The following is an 18,825-nucleotide window of genomic DNA, read 5'->3' as shown; positions in this document are numbered from 1 at the left end:
ACCGGAGCTGTGCCGACGCCGTCCTTGGTGACCGGGCGGGTCCGTGCCGTGCACCGAGCCGGCCGACTTCTGCCGGAAAGCCGGCGGAGCCCTGTCGGGAAGCCGAGAGAGCCCTGTCGGCAAACCGGACGAGCCCTGTCGGGAAGCCGGTGGAGCCCGTCGGACAGCCGGACCAACCCCCGTGCTCAGCGTCGCCTGGCACGGGGGTACATGACACGGTGTCATTCTTTGGCCGTGGCCACCGTGACCGCCCGCACCCGAAGCGCCACGCGCCCCGGCACGGCACTGGCCACGAGCGCGAGAAGGCCGGCGACCGCGACGACGGTGACATGGAGCAGAGGCGTGACCGTGGGGGCCGCGTGGCCGGTCATGCCGAGGCTGAACGCGGTGAGCACGGCGAGGGCGATAGCGCTGCCCAACGAGGTGGCGAGGAGCAGGACGGACAGCACCTCGGTGCGCAGCATTCGCAGCACCTGTCGGCGGGTGGCTCCCGCGAGACGGAGCAGGGCGAACTCCCGGACACGCTCCGCGACCGACATGGCAAGCGTGTTGACGACGGCGATGGCGGTGAAGGCCAGGACGAGCCCCATGGCGAGGTAGTTGACCTCGGCTTTCGTCTGCTGCCGGTCGGCCTGGAGGTCGTCGGCGGCGGTCGGCGAAAGAATTTGCAACCCCGGGAACTCACGCAGGGTAGTTGCAAGTTGTCTCTGTGTGCGGGTCGTGACGACGAGGAGGGAGGAGGCAAGCGGGTTGTCGACGTGGCGGGCCACGAGGTCGTGGGCGAAAGCTAGGTCGCCGAAGCCGAGACCACGGGCGTAGACGGCGGCGACGGTGAGCGTGACGGGTGTGCCGTCGCCGAGCGTGAGTCTCACTGTGCTCCCAGGCTCCAAGTGCTGCTGCTCGGCTGCGAGTTCACTGACGGCCACGGTGCCGGGAGCGAACCGGTCGAGGGCGCCGGCGGTGACCTCGGGGTCCCAGGTGCGGGTGAGGCCGGCCGGGGTGACGCCCTGCGCGGGGTACTTGTCGAGGCCGATGCGGACGGTCGTGCGGACCACTTCGGTCACGGTGTCGTGCCGTGCGCGCAGCCGCTGCGCGGCCCCACCGGGAACGCCCGGACCCTGGGCAGAGACGACCCAGTCGGCTCGGACGCCTTCGCGGGCCTGGGAGCGGGCGGCGTCGCCGAGCGTGGACTGGACGAACAGGACCGTGCAGGTCATGCCGATGAGCAGGGTGAGGGGGGTGACGACGGAGGCCATACGGGCGGCGTTGCCGCGCAGGTTGGCGGTGGCGAGGCGGCCGCCGTGACCGGTGAGCCGGAGCGGGCCGGCGAGCAGCAGCGCGGCCGCCTTGACCAGGAGGGGACCGAGCAGGGCGACGGAGGTGGACAGCACGACGACGGCGAGGAACGTCACGGGTGTCGAGGCCGATTCGGTGCGCAGGGAGGTGAGGACGACGACGAGGACGACTCCGCCGACGAGGAGCAGCAGCCCGGCGGCGATACGGCCCCAGGCGGGGCGGGTGCGCTCGGTCCTGGCCTCGGCCAGGGCCTCGGCCGGGCGGATCCTGGTGACCCTGCGGGAGGCGATCCGGGCCGCGGCCCAGGCGCCGAGCAGGGTGGCGGCGAGGGCGGCGAGCGGCGGGAAGACGCCGACGGTGTGCTCCAGTGTGTCGGGTACGGCGCCCAGGGCGACGAACCGGGAGTGCAGCCATGCGCCCAGCGGCAACCCCAGCAGTGCCCCGCACGCGCCCGCCACCGCTCCGACGATCAGCGCCTCCCGGCCGAGCAGCTTGCGGATCTGTCCGGGCGTGGCGGCGAGGGCGCGGAGCAGGGCGAGTTCGCGATGGCGCTGCTGGACGGTGAGCGCGAAGGTGCCGACGACCACGAGCGCGGCCACGAGCAACGAGGTGCCCCCCATGGCACCGCCCATGCTGACCAGCCGGACCCGGGCGGCGGCCGCGTCCAGGAACTCGACGGGTCCCCGGGCGTCACCGGTGCTGACCTGGGCGGTGGTGCCGTGCAGCGCCTTCACCACAGCCTGCCGCACCCGCTCCGGGTCCGCACTCTTGGCCGGCAGCACACCGAACGCGGTGACCTGCCCGGGGTGCGCGGCCAGTCGGCGCGCCTCGTCGGCGGTGAAGAAGAGGGACGTCTGGTGGCGTACGGCGGTGGCCGGGGTGGCGATACCGATGATCCGGTAGCTCCGCGGGGCCTGGGTGGACTGCACGGTGAGACGGTCGCCGGGCCGCAGGTGGGCCCGTGCGGCGAGGTCGCTGTCGACGACCAGGTCACCGGCGACCTTGGGCGCCCTGCCCGTGGTCAGCCGGTACGGCGTCAGCGCGGCTGAGTCCCAGGCGTGCCCGTAGGCGCAGCGGCCGCCGGTACCGGTCGGGGTCAACGGCTCGGCCAGGAAGGTGAGTTCCGGGACGACCCGGACCACGCCGGGGGTGTGCGCGAGTCTGGTGCTCAACCGTTCCGGGATCCACGCGCGCTCGGCGATGGGCTTCGCCTTGTGTTTGGCCTTGGTCCTGCCCTTTTTGTGCTTGACGGTGGTCCGGTGGACGTACTGGTCGCCGGAGACTATGACGGGAGCGGCGGCATAGCGCTCGGTGCGGATGGTGCCGCGCAGGCCGGTGTCGAGGAGAGTGCCGCAGGCGGTGATCAGAGCCGCGGCGCACATCAGCGCGAGGAAGGCGCCGAGAAAACCGGCCTTGCGGGCACGGACTGTCCGGAGGGCGTAGCGCAGCATCATCGGGGCGGGCTCTCTTCTGTTCTGTCGTACGCGTCGGTTGCGTCCGTGCGCGGCCGGCCTCGGCGATGCGTGCCGTGGTCCGGGGCGTGCGTACAGACTCGCCCGTACGGTGGCGCGAGAGCACTGCGGTGACCCGGCGTCTCCTGCGGGGGCTAACCCCACCCGCCACTGACGGGACGGAGCCCATGTCTCGTTCATGGCCGGCCATGCCAGACCTGGGCGCCCGGCCGGTGAGCTGTTGTACGCGGCTCAGCTCGTCGCGAGGTTCCCGTCCCGGATCGCCGCAAGGCGCACGTCCGCGGTCGACGGGAGGCGGGCATCCGCGGTCGACGGGAGGCGGGCGTCCCGGACCGGAACGGGGTGCGCGTCGGGAGTCGGCGCGAGGGGCCCGTCCCGGATCGGAGCGACGCGAGGCGGGCGTCCGGGATCGGCGCCGGGCGGACGTCCGGGATCAGCGCGAAGTGCCCGTCCCGGATCGGCGCGAGACGAGGCGGGCGTCCGGAGTCGACCTGGCGTGCGGCGGCCGGGCGTGGTCCGGACGCACGGCGCCGTCAGAAGTCCGCGCGTCCCCTCAGAGGTCCGCGTCCCCGATGAACTCCGTGTCCTCGCCCTCTTCCTCCAGGGCTTGGCGGACGACGCGGAGGGCCATGCCCTCGGGATAGCCCTTGCGGGCGAGCATGCCGGCGAGGCGGCGCAGCCGCTTGTCCCGGTCGAGGCCACGGGTGGCGCGCAGTTTGCGGGCGACCAGTTCGCGGGCGGTCGCCTCCTCCTGCTCGGAGTCGAGCTGGCCCACAGCCTCGTCGATCAGCGCGGAGTCGACGCCCTTGGTGCGCAGTTCCCGGGCGAGCGCGCGGCGGGCCAGCCCACGGCCGTGGTGCCGGGACTCCACCCAGGCGTCCGCGAACGCGCCGTCGTCGATCAGCCCGACCTCCTCGAACCGCGACAGCACCTCCTCGGCCACCTCCTCGGGAATCTCCCGCTTGCGCAGGGCGTCCGCGAGCTGCTTGCGAGTGCGTGGGGTCCCGGTGAGCAGGCGCAGGCAGATCGCCCGGGCCCGCTCAGCCGGGTCCCCTGAAGACTCCCCCTGCTCGGCCCTCGACGAGGAGGGGGCGCCTTCGTCCTCACCGGGCGCCTCTGCGAAGCCACGCCGCCGCCGGCCGCGCCCCCGGCCGCCCCGCGGTCCGGCGGTGCCTCCGGAGCCCCGGCCGGGCGAGCCACCCCCGTACGGCTCGTCGCCCGCGCCCCCCGGGTAGGCGCCGCCGTCACTCGCGTACCCGCCGTATCCGTCGTCGCGGTGTCCACCGTCCCCGTCCGGGGCGGAGTCCGGGAAACCCCCGGTGCCCCTCCCCCGGGGGGCATCGGGGGTGGCGTACTCGTACTCGGCCCAGTCGGTTCGTCGTGTCACGGGTCAGCTCTTGGCAGCGGCGGCCTTGGGCTTGGTGGCCTTGGCGGCAGCCGAAGCGGGCGCCGTCTTGGCGTCGTCGGCGACCGGAGTGGTCACCGCCGCGTCGGCGCCGGGCTCGGTGGCGGGCTCCTCCGGCCGGACCCCCACGCCCAGCTTCTCCTTGATCTTCTTCTCGATCTCGTTGGCCAGGTCGGGGTTGTCCTTGAGGAAGTTGCGCGCGTTCTCCTTGCCCTGGCCGAGCTGGTCGCCCTCGTACGTGTACCAGGCGCCGGCCTTGCGGACGAAGCCGTGCTCCACGCCCATGTCGATCAGACCGCCCTCACGGCTGATGCCCTGGCCGTAGAGGATGTCGAACTCGGCCTGCTTGAAGGGCGGGGCCACCTTGTTCTTGACGACCTTGCAGCGGGTGCGGTTGCCGACCGCCTCCGTGCCGTCCTTCAGGGTCTCGATGCGGCGGATGTCGATGCGCACCGAGGCGTAGAACTTCAGCGCCCGGCCACCGGTCGTGGTCTCCGGGGAGCCGAACATCACGCCGATCTTCTCGCGGAGCTGGTTGATGAAGATCGCGGTGGTCTTGGACTGGTTGAGCGCGCTGGTGATCTTGCGGAGCGCCTGGCTCATCAGACGGGCCTGCAGACCGACGTGGCTGTCACCCATCTCGCCCTCGATCTCCGCGCGCGGGACGAGCGCGGCGACGGAGTCGATGACGATGAGGTCGAGGGCACCGGAGCGGACCAGCATGTCCACGATCTCCAGGGCCTGCTCGCCGTTGTCCGGCTGGGAGAGGATCAGGTTGTCGATGTCGACGCCGAGCTTGCGCGCGTACTCGGGGTCGAGAGCGTGCTCGGCGTCCACGAAGGCGACCTGGCCTCCGGCCTTCTGCGCGTTCGCCACGGCGTGCAGGGTCAGGGTCGTCTTACCGGAGGACTCCGGTCCGTAGATCTCCACGACACGGCCACGCGGCAGGCCGCCGACGCCGAGGGCGACGTCGAGCGCGGTCGACCCGGTCGGGATGACCTCGATGGGCTCCTTCGACCGCTCGCCCATGCGCATGACCGCGCCCTTGCCGAATTGTCGTTCAATCTGCGCGAGCGCGGCGTCGAGCGCCTTCTCGCGGTCGGTTCCTGCCATGGGTTCCACCCGGTTTGCTTGAGTCGATCGCTTCACGTCAAAGACGCTAACGCCTGCCACTGACAATGCGCCCCGACGCAGGTCCAGCCTGTGGATAACCGAGGGACGTTTCCCGGCAAACCGGTCCGAAACCCCCTGCCGAAAGCCTCGCCTGAGCCTCCATAAGAATGGATGTTCGATTTTCGTGTCAAGCGCAACCCCTCGCGCCCGGAGCGGGGCGCTCGGACCGCTACTCCCGGTGGCGTACCGCGGGTGCCTTCGGGCGGACGACGACCTCGCCGGGCCGCTCCCGGAAGCCTTGGCCCATGAAGATTCAGCGTGCCGTCGACCGCCTCTGCCACGCGACGGGGCTGTTCCTCGTCCTGTCCGGCCTCCTGCACCTGGTGGTGTTCGCCGTCGACGGCGGTCCCTGGGACGGTCCCGTCTCCTGGCGCAAGCCCGTCACGTTCGGGCTCTCCTTCGGGCTGACGCTGATCGCGATCACCTGGGTCACGTCGTACCTGCGGGTCGACGCGCGGCTGCGTTCGGCCCTGCTGCTCGTCTTCGCCGTCGACTGCCTGGTGGAGGTCGGCGGCATCACGCTCCAGGCATGGCGCCGGGTGCCCTCGCACCTGAACGTGCAGACCCCTTTCGACACGGCGGTGTCCATGACGCTCGCGGTGGGCGGCGGCGTGCTGGTCGCGCTGCTCACGGTCTTCGCCGTCGCGTCCTTCCGGCGCCGGCCGGCGGGCCCCGTCGGCATGGCGCTCGCGGTGCGCTCCGGGTTCGCACTGCTGATGGTGGCACTGGTCTCGGGGGCGGTGATGATCGCGCGCGGGGTCGTGCTGACCCGGACCGGCCACCAGGAGGCCGCGTATCACTCGACGGCCCCGCTCAAGCCGCTGCACGGCGTGAGCCTGCACGCCGTCCTCGTCCTGCCCCTGCTGGCCCGGCTGCTGTCCCGAACGCCCTGGAGCGTGCGGACACGCCGGCGGATCGTGGCCGCGGCCACCGGTTGCTACGCGGCGGCCGTCGCGGCAGCCGGCGTATGGGCGGCCCTGACCTGTTGATGCCGGGTATCCCGCTGCCGTATCGACACGTGCGCCCCCACGTCGACGCGTGCACCCGCCTCAAGTGGGATGCGCGCGCCGCGCGCGGGAAGACGCGCCGTTCCTACGGCGCCTCCTCCGCGTCGGGCGTGACAGGCCTGCCGGACCGCAGCCGTCGCATGCGGACGAGCAGTCCGGGACCGCCCGGCCCCCTGCCGCGGTGCCCCTGCACCCGGGGGTCGTCCGTGACGGCGTACCGCTTCACGTACGCCCCCAGGAAGGCCTGCAGGGTGGCCACCGCGGGGATGGCGATCAGCGCGCCGACGGCGCCCAGCAGCGCGGTGCCCGCGACGACCGAGCCGAAGGCGACCGCCGGGTGGATGTCGACCGTCTTGGCGGTCAGCTTGGGCTGGAGCACGTAGTTCTCGAACTGCTGGTAGATCACGACGAAGACCAGCACCCACACCGAGTACCAGGGGTTCACGGTGAACGCGATCAACATCGGCAGCGCGCCCGCGAGGTACGTGCCGATGGTCGGGATGAACTGCGAGACCAGGCCCACCCAGACACCGAGCACGGGCGCGTACGGCACACCGAGGGCCTGCAGCAGGATGTAGTGCGCGATTCCGGAGATCAGCGCCATGAGGCCGCGCGAGTAGAGATAGCCGCCCGTCTTGTCGACGGCGATCTCCCAGGCGCGCAGTACCTCGGCCTGGCGTGCGGGCGGCAGGACGGAGCACAGGGCACGGCGCAGCCGGGGACCGTCGGCGGCGAAGTAGAACGAGAACAGCGTGACCGTCAGCAGCTGGAAGAGTCCGCCGAGCACCTGGGTGGAGACGTCGAGGACGCCGGCCGCGCTGTTCTGCGCGTACTTGCGCAGCCAGTCGGAGTGGAGCAGGCCCTCCTGGATGTCCACCCGCCTCAGCTCGGTGTGGAAGGTGTGATTGATCCAGTTGATCAGCGAGTCAAGGTAGGCCGGGAAACCCTCGATCATCTTGATGATCTGGCCGGCGAGCATGGAGCCGAGCAACGTGACGAACCCGGCGGTGACGATCGTCAACCCGAGGAAGACCAGGAATGTGGCGAGCCCCCTGCGCATGCCTCGGTCGGCCATCCGGCTCACCGCGGGCTCGATCGCGAGGGCCAGGAAGAACGCGATCAATATGTTGATCAACAGTCCGGTCAGCTGGTGGAAGGCCCAACTGCCGAGTTGGAACGCTGCGATCAACGCGAGCGCGAGCACCATGGCGCGCGGCAGCCAGCGCGGCATGCGGGCGCCCGGAACGACGGTGCCTGGGGCCGGCGGGCGGTCGGGCGGCGTCGTACCGGTCGGTGCTGCGTGCCGTGCGGGCGGCTGGGTGTCCTCGTCAGTGGGTGCCACAGAGCCCAGTCTCGCCGACTGCGCCGACAACAGGCGCGCGCCTGTGATCTTCGTGACGGATCAGTGCCGTATCCTCTACATCTTCATGGATTGATCGGGGCATTTCGGTCAAGGCATCAACGCTGCTGCGTCAACGCCTCTCCCCCGGCACGTTCATGACCGTGCAGACCACGCGCCACACGTCCTTGGCCTCCCAGCCGGCGTCCAACGCCTCGTTCACCGTGCGTCCGCCCAGCTCCGACATGACGTGATCGCGCGCGAAGGTGTCCGCGTACCCCGGACCGAAGTGTTCCGCCATCCGCTGCCAGAAGACCGTCAACCGCATGAGTCCAGTATCCCGCCCCTGAGGGTGGGCCCCGCCCGGGACCGCTTGCCGAGACCGCTTTCCGCCCTACGGTCTGACGCATGGCCGAATCAGGAGCTTCCCCACTCCCCCCTGCACCCCCGGCGCGCTCCCCGCTGTTCCGCGCCGAACAGTTCGTGTGGCTCACCGCGCGCGTGCTGGAGCAGCGCCTCTTCGCGTACCACTTCCTGCACGGCACCCCGGACGCGGTGGAAGCGGCACTGGACGCCTACCGCAACGAGGACGGCGGCTACGGGCACGCACTCGAGCCCGATCTGCGCGGACCCGTGAGCCAGCCCCTGCACACCGCCCACGCGCTGCGCGTGCTGGACGCCATCGGACGCTGCGGCGGGCAGCGGGTGGAGCGTGTGTGCCGCTATCTGACCTCCGTCTCCACCGCGGACGGCGCCCTGCCGGCGATCCATCCCAGCCAGCGCGGCTATCCCACCGCGCCGTTCCTCCCGGTCCTCGACGACCCGCCCAGCGACCTGTTGGCCACCGGCCCGGTCGTCGGGCTGCTGCACCGCAACGAGGTGTGGCACGCCTGGCTGTTCCGGGCCACCGACTTCTGCTGGCAGGCCGTGGAGTCCCTGGAGAAGTCCCACCCCTACGAGGTGGAGGCCGCCGTGGCCTTCCTGGACTCGGCTCCCGACCGCCCGCGCGCGGAGGCCGCCGCCGACCGACTGGGCCGCCTCGTGCGGGAGCAGCGGCTCGCGGCGCTGGACCCGGACGATCTCGAGGCGTACCCGGTCGCGCCCGGCTACGCCCCGGGCGAGCATCACTTCCCGCACGACTTCGCCAAGAGCCCGGAGTCGCTCGCGCGCGCGTGGTTCACGGACGACGAGATGGCCCGCTCGCTGGACCACCTGGCCGCCGAGCAGCGGGAGGACGGGGGCTGGCCGATCCGCTGGCGCCAGTGGGCACCGGCCCCCGCGCTGGAGGCACGCCCTTTGGTGACCATCGAGGCGCTGCGCACGCTGAGGGCGTACGGCCGCTTCATGGGGTGATCCACCCGTAGCCGTCGACCGAACCGACCCGGTTCGCCGCCCGAGCCACTCCTGTCCGTGACCCAACCGGTCCAGCGTTGAGCCACTCCTGCCCTGACCCGAGCCGATCCAGTACGGCAGCCGGTCCGTCCACCGACCGAGCCCGACCCGGTTCGCCGCCCGAGCCAATCCTGCCCGTGACCCAAACCGGTCCAGTGTTGAACCACCCTGCCCGTGACCCAAGCCGATCCAGCGCGGCAGCCGGCCCGACCCGTCCCCCAGCCGAACCGAACCGAGCCGCCCCGCTCCCGCTCCCAACCGAACCGACCCCGTCCGCCGCCCGAGCCGCGTCGCCCTCCGCCGAAACCGACCCGTGCGTCGCCTGAGGTACCCCGCCTCAGCCGCCGACGACCCGCACCCCCGCCGTCACCACCACGGCCGCCGCGACGACCAGCAGGAACGGCGCACGCAGCAGCAGCGCCACGGCGGCCGCGCCGAGCCCCGCGGCCCGCGCGTCCAGCACGAGCGTGTGCCCGTCGGCGAAGGTCTGCTGCGCCGTGAGCGCGGCGAGGAGGGCGACCGGCAGCAGGGCGGCGAGCCGCCGTACGAACGGCCGCTCCATGGCGCCCGCGGGCACGAGCAGCCCGGCCAGCTTGACGGCGTAGCAGCCGAGGGCGGTCGCGGCGATCGCGATCCAGGTGTTCACCGGTCCTCCTCCGGTCCGTCCGGTGTCTCCGGCGCGTCCTTCACGTCCTGTCGTCCACGACCGCCGCGCCGGCCCTCGGCGAACAGCGCGACCGGTGCCGCCAGCGCCGCCACCAGGACGGGCACGCCGGCCGGCAGGACGGATAGCAGGCCGAGGCCCAGCAGGACCGCGAGACCCGCGACCGCGCGCTCGGTGGCCGTCTTGAGCATCGGCGCGAGCAGGGCCAGGAACACGGCGGGCCCGGCGGCGTCCAGCCCCCACGCGCGCGTGTCACCGATGGCTTCGGCCCCCAGCGCGCCGAGCAGCGTGGTGAGGTTCCACAGCAGGTACAGGCTGAGCCCGGTGACGGTGAAGCCGATCCGGGCGGCGCGCCGGGTCGGCTGCGTCAGGGTGACCGCGGTCGTCTCGTCGATCACCCATTGGGCGGCGAAGGGCCGTACCGCGCGCGGGAGGGCGAGCACCTGCGACAGCCGCAGCCCGTAGAAGGCGTTGCGCACGCCCAGGAAGAAGGCTCCCGCGGCGGCGGTGAACGGGTTCCCTCCGGCGGCGAGTGCTCCGACCAGGGCGAACTGCGAGGCGCCCGTGAACACCAGGAGGCTGAGCGCGCAGGTCTGGAGCAGCCCGAGTCCGCTGCCGGCCGAGGTCACCCCGAAGGCGAATCCCGACAGGCCGACGGCGACGCCGACTCCGAGGGCGTCCCGTACGACGGCCGCGTCCGGTTTTCCCGCTCCGTCGGCGGTCATGTGCGCGAGTGCTGTCTGCTGTGTCACGCCTCGGACGGTACGGGCGGGCCTCGGCGCAGGTCTTGTACGTTCTTGCGCTCACGTTGGTAGGCCCCCGGGGGCACGCCGACGATCCGGGCGAAGTGCCGGTTGAGGTGGGGCTGGTCGGTGAAGCCGACGGCGACGGCCGCCTCGGCGGGGGCTGTCCCGGCGTCCAGCAGGAGCCGCGCGCGGCGCACGCGGGCGTCGGTCAGCCAGGTGTGCGGCGGCATGCCGTAGGTGTCGCGGAACGCCCGGAGCAGCGCGAAGGGGCTGGTCCCGAGGTCGGTGGCCAGCCGTTCCAGGGTCGGCGGCTCGGCCATCCGCTCCTCCAGCACCGCACGCGCGTGTGCGGCGATCCGGGCTCCGGCCGTCCTTGTCCGCCGCTGCGGCAGCGGGCCGCCGTTCAGCCGCAGCAGCCGGGTCACGGCGACCCGCAAGAGCGTGTCGGCGGCCAGCGCGTTGCCCTCGTCGGCTGCGCGGAGCACCTGGTGGACCAGGCGAACGGTGTAGGGGTCGTCGAGGACGGGGCTGACGAAGCCCGGGGTGCCCCGGACGGTGCTGGTCTCGGCGGCGATCGCGGCGACGACCTCGGGCGACGGGTAGAGCGCGCCGTAGCGCCAGCCCTCGGGGACGCCGGCGCGGCCGGTGTGCGGAGTGTCCGGGTTGACCAGGGCGAGGGTACCGGCGCCGGCGGACACGTCGGAGCCGTGGTGGTGGAAGACCTCCACGCCGTCGGCGATGGCCGCGATCACGAAGTGTTCGTGGGTGTGGCGGACGAAGGTCTTGCGGACGTACCGGGCCTGGAGCAGGTCGACTCCGGGCAGTTCCTCGTACCGCCAGTGCCGTGCCCGCTCCACCGGTCGGTCCCGGCTCGGTCGGTCCTCGCGCCGTCCAGTTGCACCCGCCATGCGACCATTGTCCGCCCCGCCGTCCCCCGGCCGTCTCCCGACCCCTCCTGACGCGCGCCGTTTGCGCAGGTCAGCGTGATTGTCAGTGGCCGGGTGCAGGATGGACGCATGGTCAGCTCCGCACACCGAGCCCTCGATGGCTTCTCGCCAGCGACCCGCGGATGGTTCACGGGGGCGTTCTCCGCGCCCACCGCGGCCCAGGCGGGCGCGTGGCAGGCCATCCGCCAGGGCTCGGACGTGCTGGTGGTCGCCCCGACCGGCTCCGGCAAGACGCTGGCCGCGTTCCTGGCCGCCCTGGACCAGCTGGCCTCGACCCCGCCCCCGGCCGACCCGAAGAAGCGCTGCCGGGTGCTGTACGTGTCCCCGCTGAAGGCCCTCGCGGTCGACGTCGAGCGCAACCTGCGCAGCCCGCTGACCGGCATCCGCCAGGAGTCCGTGCGCCTGGGCCTGTCCGAGCCGGAGGTCCGGGTCGGCATCCGTTCCGGCGACACCCCGGCCGCCGAGCGGCGTGCCCTGTCCACGCGGCCTCCGGACATCCTCATCACCACCCCCGAGTCGCTGTTCCTGATGCTGACCTCGGCCACGCGTGACGCGCTGACGGGCGTGGAGACGGTGATCCTGGACGAGGTGCACGCGGTCGCGGGCACCAAACGCGGCGCCCACCTGGCGCTCTCCCTTGAGCGCCTGGACGAGCTGCTGCCGAAGCCGGCCCGCAGGATCGGCCTGTCGGCGACCGTGCGCCCGGTCGACGAGATCGCCCGCTATCTGTCCCCGCGCCGCAAGGTGGAGATCGTCCAGCCGGAGTCCGGCAAGGAGTTCGACCTGTCGGTGGTCGTCCCGGTCGAGGACATGGGCGAACTGGGCGGCTCACCGGCGGCCGACGCCGCCGACGGCGGGGAGCGGCCGTCGATCTGGCCGCATGTGGAGGAGCGGATCGCCGACCTGGTCCAGTCCCACCGCTCCACGATCGTGTTCGCCAATTCCCGGCGTCTGGCGGAGCGACTGTGCAACCGGCTCAACGAGATCGCGTACGAGCGTGCGACCGGCGAGACCCTGGACGAGCACCACTCCCCCGCCGAGCTGATGGGCGGCTCGGGCGCGGCCCAGGGCGCTCCCCCGGTGATCGCCCGCGCGCACCACGGCTCGGTCTCCAAGGAGCAGCGCGCGCTGGTCGAGGAGGACCTGAAGGCGGGCCGGCTGCCCGCCGTGGTCGCCACGTCCAGTCTGGAGCTGGGCATCGACATGGGCGCCGTGGATCTCGTCGTGCAGGTCGAGTCCCCGCCGTCGGTGGCCTCCGGGCTCCAGCGCGTCGGCCGCGCGGGGCACCAGGTGGGTGCCGTCTCCACCGGTGTGGTGTTCCCCAAGTACCGGGGTGACCTCGTGCAGGCGGCCGTGGTCACCGAGCGGATGCGCTCGGGCTCGATCGAGTCCCTGAAGGTGCCCGCGAACCCGCTGGACGTGCTCGCGCAGCAACTGGTCGCGATGACCGCCCTGGACACCTGGCAGTTCGACGATCTGCTCGCCGTGGTCCGCCGCGCGGCGCCCTTCGCCTCGCTGCCCGAGTCGGCCTTCACGGCGGTCCTCGACATGCTGGCCGGCCGCTACCCGTCCGACGCGTTCGCCGAACTGCGCCCGCGCGTGGTGTGGGACCGCGTGGCCGGCACCGTCACCGGCCGCCCGGGCGCCCAGCGGCTCGCCGTCACCTCCGGCGGCACGATCCCCGACCGCGGCCTGTTCGGCGTCTTCCTCGCCGGTTCCGATCCCAAGAAGGGCGGCGGCCGGGTCGGCGAACTGGACGAGGAGATGGTCTACGAGTCCCGGGTGGGGGACGTCTTCACCCTGGGCACGAGTTCCTGGCGCATCGAGGACATCACCCGCGACCGGGTCCTGGTCTCCCCCGCGCCGGGCGTGCCGGGCCGGCTGCCGTTCTGGAAGGGCGACCAGCTGGGCCGCCCGCTGGAACTGGGCCGCGCGGTGGGCGCGTTCCTGCGCGAGGTCGGCTCGCTGTCCAAGGACGACGCCCGGCTGCGCCTGCTCGCCGCGGGCCTGGACGCGTGGGCGGCGGACAACGTGCTGTCCTACCTGGACGAGCAGCGCGAGGCCTGCGGCCACGTCCCGGACGACCGCACGATCGTCGTGGAGCGCTTCCGCGACGAGCTGGGCGACTGGCGGGTGGTCGTGCACTCCCCGTTCGGCGCCCAGGTCCACGCCCCCTGGGCCCTCGCCCTCGGCGCCCGCCTGTCCGAGCGGTACGGCATGGACGCGCAGGTCATGCACGCCGACGACGGCATCGTGCTGCGCCTGCCCGACGCCGACCTGATGGGCCTGGACCTGCTCGACCAGGAGCCGGCGAAGAGCGGCACCGAGTACGACAGCGAGCAGGCCCCCGTGGGCGCGGCGGACACCGTCTTCGACAAGGGCGAGGTCGACCAGATCGTCACGGACCAGGTCGGCGGCTCGGCCCTGTTCGCCGCCCGGTTCCGTGAGTGCGCGGCCCGCGCGCTGCTGCTGCCGCGCCGCAACCCCGGCAAGCGCACCCCGCTGTGGCAGCAGCGCCAGCGCGCGGCGCAACTGCTTCAGGTGGCGAGCGAGTTCGGCTCGTTCCCGATCGTTCTGGAAGCGGTCCGGGAGTGCCTCCAGGACGTCTTCGACGTCCCCGGTCTCGTCGAGCTGATGGGCGACATCGAGTCCCGCAAGGTGCGTCTGGTCGAGGTCACCACCCCGGAGCCGTCCCCGTTCGCCCGCTCCCTGCTCTTCGGGTATGTCGCCCAGTTCCTGTACGAGGGCGACTCCCCGCTCGCCGAGCGCCGCGCCGCCGCGCTCTCCCTGGACTCCCGGCTGCTGGCCGAACTGCTGGGCCAGGCGGAGCTGCGCGAACTGCTCGACGCGGAGGTGCTGACCGAGCTGGAGCGCGAACTCCAGTGGCTCACCGAGGACCGCCGGGTCAAGGACGTCGAGGGCGTCGCCGACGTCCTGCGGCTGCTCGGTCCGCTGACCGACGCCGAACTGGTCGCGCGGGGCGCGGACCCGCAGTGGGCGCGGGACCTGGCCGGCGCCCGCCGGGCCATCAAGGTCCGCATCGCCGGTGCCGACCACTGGGCGGCGGTCGAGGACGCGGGCCGGCTGCGTGACGCGCTCGGCACGGCGCTGCCGGTAGGCGTCCCCGAGGCGTTCACCGAACCGGTCAAGGACCCGCTGGGTGACCTCCTCGCGCGGTACGCCCGTACCCACGGGCCGTTCACGTCGGCCACCGCGGCGGCCCGATTCGGTCTGGGCGTCGCGGTCACCGAGGGCGCCCTGCAGCGGCTCGCGGCGAACGGCCGGGTCGTCCAGGGCGAGTTCCACCCGGCGGGCATCGGCCAGGAGTGGTGCGACGCGGCCGTACTGCGCCGCCTGCGCCGCCGTTCCCTGGCGGCGCTGCGCCACGAGCTGGAGCCCGTGTCACCGGCCGCGCTGGCCCAGTTCCTGCCGCAGTGGCAGCACATCGGCAAGGGGCATGGGCTGCGGGGCGTCGACGGACTGGTGCGCGCCATCGAGCAGTTGCAGGGCGCCTCCGTGCCCGCCTCCGCGCTGGAGAAGCTGGTCCTGCCCTCCCGCGTGGCGAACTACACACCGTCGATGCTCGACGAGCTGACCGCGGCGGGCGAGGTGGTGTGGGCCGGCGCAGGCGCCCTGCCCGGCAAGGACGGCTGGGTCTCCCTCTATCTGGCCGACGCGGCCCCGCTGCTGCTGCCGCCACCGCACCCCCTGGAGCTGACCGCGCTGCACCAGTCCGTCCTCGACGCCCTCTCCGGCGGGTACGGTCTGTTCTTCCGTCAGATCGCCGACCAGGTCCGGGCCACCACGCACCCGGAGGTCACCGACCCCCAACTGGCCGACGCGCTGTGGGACCTGGCCTGGTCGGGCCGGCTCACCAACGACACCCTGGCGCCGATGCGTTCCCTGCTGGGATCGGGCCGTACGGCGGGCTCGACGGCCCACCGCGCCAAGCGCAGCGTCCCGCGCGGCCGCTACGGCTCCCTGACGGCCGCCGCCCGCACCGCGTCCCGGACCGGCCCGCCGACGGTCGCCGGGCGCTGGTCGCTGCTGCCTGCCACCGAACCGGATGCCACCGTGCGCGCGCACGCGCTGGCCCGTACCCTCCTCGACCGGCATGGCGTGGTCACCCGGGGAGCGGTCGCCGCGGAGGGTGTCGAGGGTGGCTTCTCGGCGGTGTACCGCGTGCTGTCGGCGTTCGAGGAAAGCGGCCAGGCGAGGCGCGGTTACGTGGTCGAGGGACTCGGCGCGGCCCAGTTCGCCATGGATGGCGCGGTGGACCGCCTGCGCGCCGTGTCCAACGCCCGCGAACGGGGCGAGACGCTGCCCGCCCCGGGCCCCGGGAACGGCTTCACCACCCCGGGCCCCCCGGACGCCTTCACCGATCCGGCCCTCGCGGACGCATTCACCCCCCTGAGCGGTACCGGCACCGACGGCACCCCGCACGGCCATACACCCCCCGGCGCCTTCGACGGAGCCGACGGCGGCTTCGCCCACCCCGGCCTCGACGGCGACTTCAGCTGGCCGCCGACGAACCACCCCACCGCCGACGGCGAGCACGTATCCCCGCGTGATCTCGCCGACCCCTTCGCCTCCCCCGGCTACGGCGGCCCCCGAGGAGGCGGGGCCAGCGCCTACGGCCCGACCGGGAACCGGAGCTACGGCCGTGGCCGTGCGCCCTCAGCCGACACCCGTGCCGCGGTCCTCGCCGCGGCCGACCCCGCGAACGCCTACGGCGCGGCCCTGCCCTGGCCGGAGCCGCCGACCGGCGCCGGGCACAAGCCCGGCCGCAAGGCGGGCTCGCTGGTCGTCCTGGTGGAGGGAGAGCTGACGTTGTACATGGAGCGCGGCGGCAAGACCCTGCTGGCCTGGCCCGCCGGCCCGGACACCGCCGCCACGGACGACCCGCGTCTGCGTACGGCCGCCGAGGCTCTGGCCGCGGCCGCCCGCGCGGGCTCCCTCGGCACGGTCACGGTCGAGCGGATCAACGGCGTCCAGGCCCTGACCTCCCCCATAGGCACCCTCCTGGAGGCGGCGGGGTTCGTCGCGACACCGCGCGGCATGCGCCTGAGAGCGTGAGTGGCACCGTGCATCCCTGTCACCCCATCGTGGGACCCTTGACGCATGCCCGAAGGTGACACGGTCTGGCAGGCCGCGAGGCGGCTGCACGAGGCCCTCGCGGGCAAGGCACTGACCCGCAGCGACTTCCGGGTGCCGAAGTACGCCACGGTCGACCTCACCGGCCGCGGGGTCATCGACACGATCGCGCGCGGCAAACACCTGCTCACCCGCTTCGAGGGCGGCCTGTCCCTGCACACGCATCTGCGCATGGAGGGGTCGTGGAAGGTGTACGGCACGGGCGAGCGCTGGCGAGGCGGACCGGCGCACCAGATCCGGGCCATCCTCGGTACCGCCGACCGCATGGCCGTCGGCTACCGCCTCCAGGTCCTGGAGCTGCTGCGCACCGCCGACGAGGAGCGGGCCGTCGGCCACCTGGGCCCCGACCTGCTCGGCCCGGACTGGGATCCGGAGCGCGCCCTGGCCAACCTTCTCGCGGACCCTGCCCGCCCGCTCGGCGAGGCCCTGCTCGACCAACGCAATCTGGCCGGGATCGGCAATGTCTACAAGAGCGAGCTGTGCTTCCTGCTCGGCGTGACGCCCTGGCTGCCGGTCGGCGCGCTCCCGGCGGACCGCGCCGAGAAGCTGCCCGGCCTCGCCCAGAGACTGCTGGAGATGAACCGCGACCGCCCGGTCCGGCAGACCACGGGTCTGCACCGGCACGACCTGTTCGTGTACGGCCGCGCGCCCCGGCCCTGCCTGCGCTGCCACACCTCGGTGCGGGTGGCCGACCAGGGCGACGGCTCTCAGGACCGGCCCACGTACTGGTGCCCCACCTGCCAGTCGGGCCCCGCCCCGGCACCGGGAGCACCCCAGCGATGGCGGGACCGCTACCCCCGCCGCACCGTCTGACGCCCCACGCGGACCGACCGCCTCCCCACTGGCCTCGGCAACCCCGCACCAATGGACGACCCGGCCGAGATGCTCGTGCCGACCCCCATGCCCCTCACGGCGTACGACCTCACCGGGCCCACGTTCGTCACCGGAGCCGCCGGCGGCACCGGTGCGGGCCTCCGCCGTCCTGCTCGCCGAGGCGGGAGGGACAGTGCACTGCGCCGACCGGGACGCGGGCGTCTGCACGGACGGCGTCGCTGATCACGGACCGCGGCGACCGCCCATGCACACCTGCGGCATCCGCCGCGGGCGGCTCCCGCTGGGCCGGATCGGTGAGCCGGAGTACGTCGCCCACGCGGTGCTGTTTCCGGCGTCGGACGCGTCGGCTCTACGACACGTCGGATTCTCCGCCCGGACGGAGGCGTGGTGATGCCGTGGTGACGTGCCCCGTCCGCCGGGCGCCGGCCCGGCGCCCCGGCGGCACGGCCCCGGCCGCGCTCCCCTTGGGAACACAGTGCACCGGTAGCAGACTCAGCCCCCAGCCACCGGCCGCGACGGCCCCTTCCACCACGCCCGCCCCCTCTCCGAGGGCGAGTCGCAGCACGGCCCACCACCACGCCGCGCCGAATCCGAGAGCAACCGCCCAGCGCACTGCCGGCCTCGTCCGCACGATCCGCCCCACCATGCCCGCCATCACCTCCTGCCGGACGCTAATCGGTGTCCTCGGCCACCAAGAGGGCGCATGGAGGGCACACGGACGCAGACGGTCCCGTCCCGCGGATGGGCTGGGTCATCTGGGAGTCGGCCGCGTCAGGCGTGCTCCGCCTGGAACATCCAGTGATGTTTCTCGAGATCCGCCGTGATCCCGATGAAGATGTCCTGCGACACCGGGTCCGCGTCCCCGGTCGCGTTCACCCGCCCGCGCATCCGCGTGATCACCGCGCCGAGCGCGTCCACCATCGCCCCGACCGCGTCCCCGTCCTTGATCCAGCCGGCCGGAGTGGTCTTGATGCCGCTGCCGGAGGACACCGTCGCGGCGCGCCCGTCGGGCGGGACGCCCAGCGCCGAGGCCCGCTCGGCGACCGTGTCGGAGTGGGTGCGGGCGGAGGCGACGACCTCGTCGAGCTGGAGGTGGATGGACCGGAAGCGGGGACCGACGACGTTCCAGTGGATCTGCTTGGCCACCAGTGAGAGGTCCACCAGGTCGACGAGGGCGCCCTGCAGCGCCTCGGACACGGTCTTGAGGTCGGCGTCGGCCAACGGGCTCTTCACGACGTACATCCGCTTCCTCCGGTGCTCGGGCGCCTGTCACGTTCCTCCACCATGACCGCACCACCCGGCACCGGCAACGCGAAAGCCCCGGCCGGCTTCCCAGGTCTCTCCGGGAAGCCGACCGGGGCTTCGTTCGTATCGGGTGGCTAAGCCGCGCACGCCG

13 protein-coding genes are annotated in these 18,825 nt (G+C 73.0%); 4 read left to right on the top strand and 9 right to left on the bottom strand.

Annotation, left to right across the window (positions count from 1 at the left end; all coding sequences use genetic code 11):
• Positions 1-221: 221 nt before the first annotated feature.
• The 3 genes from ACGFRF_RS31690 to recA all read right to left on the bottom strand — a co-directional run bounded on the left by ACGFRF_RS31690 (position 222) and on the right by recA (position 5,286).
• Positions 222-2,750 (bottom strand): ABC transporter permease, encoded by a 2,529-nt coding sequence (locus tag ACGFRF_RS31690; RefSeq protein WP_393745844.1) that lies wholly within the window; start codon positions 2,748-2,750, stop codon positions 222-224.
• Positions 2,751-3,321: 571 nt separating this feature from the next.
• Positions 3,322-4,155 carry a recombination regulator RecX gene (gene recX / locus ACGFRF_RS31685; protein WP_393745842.1) on the bottom strand — a complete coding sequence of 278 codons (834 nt, stop codon included), beginning with the start codon at positions 4,153-4,155 and terminating at the stop codon, positions 3,322-3,324.
• A 3-nt stretch (positions 4,156-4,158) separates the two neighbouring features.
• Complete coding sequence (gene recA, locus ACGFRF_RS31680) at positions 4,159-5,286, bottom strand: recombinase RecA (RefSeq protein WP_393745840.1); 1,128 nt, start codon at positions 5,284-5,286, stop codon at positions 4,159-4,161.
• Positions 5,287-5,591: 305 nt separating this feature from the next.
• On the opposite strand from recA, the gene ACGFRF_RS31675 reads away from it, so the two are divergent.
• Complete coding sequence (locus ACGFRF_RS31675; protein ID WP_393745838.1) at positions 5,592-6,335, top strand: hypothetical protein; 744 nt, start codon at positions 5,592-5,594, stop codon at positions 6,333-6,335.
• Positions 6,336-6,438: 103 nt separating this feature from the next.
• On the opposite strand, the gene ACGFRF_RS31670 is transcribed toward ACGFRF_RS31675, so the two are convergent.
• Together ACGFRF_RS31670 and ACGFRF_RS31665 are read right to left on the bottom strand one after the other, a co-directional pair.
• Positions 6,439-7,695, bottom strand: a complete 1,257-nt coding sequence (locus tag ACGFRF_RS31670; RefSeq protein WP_393745836.1) for an AI-2E family transporter — start codon at positions 7,693-7,695, stop codon at positions 6,439-6,441.
• 130 nt (positions 7,696-7,825) lie between these two features.
• Complete coding sequence (locus tag ACGFRF_RS31665) at positions 7,826-8,020, bottom strand: DUF3046 domain-containing protein (protein ID WP_393745834.1); 195 nt, start codon at positions 8,018-8,020, stop codon at positions 7,826-7,828.
• Positions 8,021-8,100: 80 nt separating this feature from the next.
• Here ACGFRF_RS31665 and ACGFRF_RS31660 point away from each other — a divergent pair, with 80 nt between their 5' ends.
• On the top strand, positions 8,101-9,045 hold the full coding sequence (locus tag ACGFRF_RS31660) for a hypothetical protein (RefSeq protein ID WP_393745832.1): 945 nt from the start codon (positions 8,101-8,103) through the stop codon (positions 9,043-9,045).
• Between the two features lie 376 nt (positions 9,046-9,421).
• On the opposite strand, the gene ACGFRF_RS31655 is transcribed toward ACGFRF_RS31660, so the two are convergent.
• From ACGFRF_RS31655 to ACGFRF_RS31645, 3 genes are read right to left on the bottom strand one after another with little or no spacing between them, the layout of a single operon-like run.
• The gene (locus tag ACGFRF_RS31655; protein ID WP_393745830.1) at positions 9,422-9,730 is read right to left on the bottom strand and encodes an AzlD domain-containing protein; all 309 of its coding nucleotides are present in this window, start codon (positions 9,728-9,730) and stop codon (positions 9,422-9,424) included.
• Positions 9,727-10,500: an AzlC family ABC transporter permease gene (locus ACGFRF_RS31650; protein ID WP_393745828.1), complete on the bottom strand. Its 774-nt coding sequence runs from the start codon at positions 10,498-10,500 to the stop codon at positions 9,727-9,729. The genes ACGFRF_RS31655 and ACGFRF_RS31650 overlap by 4 nt, the downstream gene beginning before the upstream one ends.
• Positions 10,497-11,402 (bottom strand): AraC family transcriptional regulator, encoded by a 906-nt coding sequence (locus ACGFRF_RS31645; protein ID WP_393745826.1) that lies wholly within the window; start codon positions 11,400-11,402, stop codon positions 10,497-10,499. The genes ACGFRF_RS31650 and ACGFRF_RS31645 overlap by 4 nt, the downstream gene beginning before the upstream one ends.
• A gap of 108 nt (positions 11,403-11,510) precedes the next feature.
• Here ACGFRF_RS31645 and ACGFRF_RS31640 point away from each other — a divergent pair, with 108 nt between their 5' ends.
• Together ACGFRF_RS31640 and ACGFRF_RS31635 are read left to right on the top strand one after the other, a co-directional pair.
• Entirely contained in the window at positions 11,511-16,517 is a 5,007-nt protein-coding gene (locus ACGFRF_RS31640) for an ATP-dependent helicase (protein ID WP_393745824.1), read from the top strand.
• 45 nt (positions 16,518-16,562) lie between these two features.
• Positions 16,563-17,408, top strand: a complete 846-nt coding sequence (locus tag ACGFRF_RS31635) for an Fpg/Nei family DNA glycosylase (protein WP_393745822.1) — start codon at positions 16,563-16,565, stop codon at positions 17,406-17,408.
• Positions 17,409-18,200: 792 nt separating this feature from the next.
• On the opposite strand, the gene ACGFRF_RS31630 is transcribed toward ACGFRF_RS31635, so the two are convergent.
• Positions 18,201-18,671 carry a Dps family protein gene (locus ACGFRF_RS31630; protein WP_393745820.1) on the bottom strand — a complete coding sequence of 157 codons (471 nt, stop codon included), beginning with the start codon at positions 18,669-18,671 and terminating at the stop codon, positions 18,201-18,203.
• Positions 18,672-18,825 lie beyond the last annotated feature (154 nt).

This window comes from Streptomyces sp. NPDC048521 (assembly GCF_043199855.1).
Classification (GTDB): domain Bacteria; phylum Actinomycetota; class Actinomycetes; order Streptomycetales; family Streptomycetaceae; genus Streptomyces.
This window is presented reverse-complemented; position numbering and strand designations above follow the sequence as displayed.